The 1,163-nt window shown below is 75.2% G+C and carries 1 protein-coding gene; it reads left to right on the top strand.

Translation table 11 applies throughout. From position 1 onward, the window contains the following. Positions 1–229: 229 nt before the first annotated feature. Positions 230–841 (top strand): hypothetical protein, encoded by a 612-nt coding sequence (locus tag AOK08_RS42190; RefSeq protein WP_055535894.1) that lies wholly within the window; start codon positions 230–232, stop codon positions 839–841. Positions 842–1,163 lie beyond the last annotated feature (322 nt).

Raw genomic sequence — 1,163 nt, forward strand, 5'->3', positions numbered from 1 at the left:
CCCGTTCACACCCCCGGCCCCCGCCCGTCCGGTTCTCTTCCGCGACGCTCCCGCACGCCTGTCGTACGGCCATGACCTGCCCGAATGTCGGCACACGCGCCGTGCGAGGGCGTCGCGCGCCACCCGTTCGGCGTGTTTCTGACGGGTCCTCAGCGAGCGCGTCCGGGCGCCTGCCACTTACCTCGGTAGCAGAACACCCCGTTCGCACGCTCTCGGAGGAGCAAGCCCGATGCGACGTACCGCCGCCCGTCCGCCGACCGGTACCGCACTCGCCGTCGCCACCGCCGTCCTCACCGCTGTCGCCCTCGCCGGACCGGTGGCGGTCACCGTCGCACCCGCGTACGCCTCCACCTCCGTATCCGCCTCCACCTCCGCTTCCCCCGGTGGCGGCGGGACCCTGGAGGTGTACCCGGCGACCGTCACCCCCGGCACCCACGTCACCGTCAACACGACGGCCTGCGGAGCGGGCGGTACCGCCGCCGGGGATGCCAGTGCGGTGGGCGCCGGGGGCTTCGCCCTCGCGCCCGGTACGCATCAGGAGGTCGCCGTCGGGGGGTTCCGGGTGCCGCCGGGCGCGCAGCCGGGGACGTACGAGATCGTCGCCCGGTGCGACGGAGCGGGGGACGACAGCCCGGTCAGCGGTGACCTCGTGGTCACACTCACCTCGACCCGGCCGCCCGCACAGCCCCCCGTGCGGCCCAGGGGGAGCGTGCAGACGGGGGTCGGTGGCGCGCTCGGCCCCGACCCCGTGCGGACCACGGCCGGTGTGGCGGCTCTCGCCGTCGCCGCCGTGGGCGGTACCTGGCTCCTGCATCGCCGGGCGAGAGGCGACGGGATCTGACGGACGTCCTCCGCCGTCCGTCCGCCGGTACCGCATGTCCCCCTCCCCTCCGGGCCCGACGCCCCTCGCGGCCCGGAGGGGGGCCAGGGTGAACCAGATATCCGGGTGGACATCAGACATCAAGGTGGAACAGGGGGCATCCAGGAGGCCCGCGTGCGCAGATTCGCCAACCTCGTCATAGCCGTCGTCTCCGTCGTCGCCCTCTGTTCCGGCGCCTGGCTGGTGCGAGGCGGCGGCGAGTCGCACCCCCCGCCACGCCCGTCCGCAGCCCAGGCCCGTACGCAGCCCGCCGACCCGGGGTCCGCCCTGCCCGCGTCCCCCG

The sequence above is a fragment of the Streptomyces graminilatus genome (genome assembly GCF_001418565.1).
In the GTDB taxonomy this organism is placed as follows: Bacteria; Actinomycetota; Actinomycetes; order Streptomycetales; family Streptomycetaceae; genus Streptomyces; species Streptomyces graminilatus.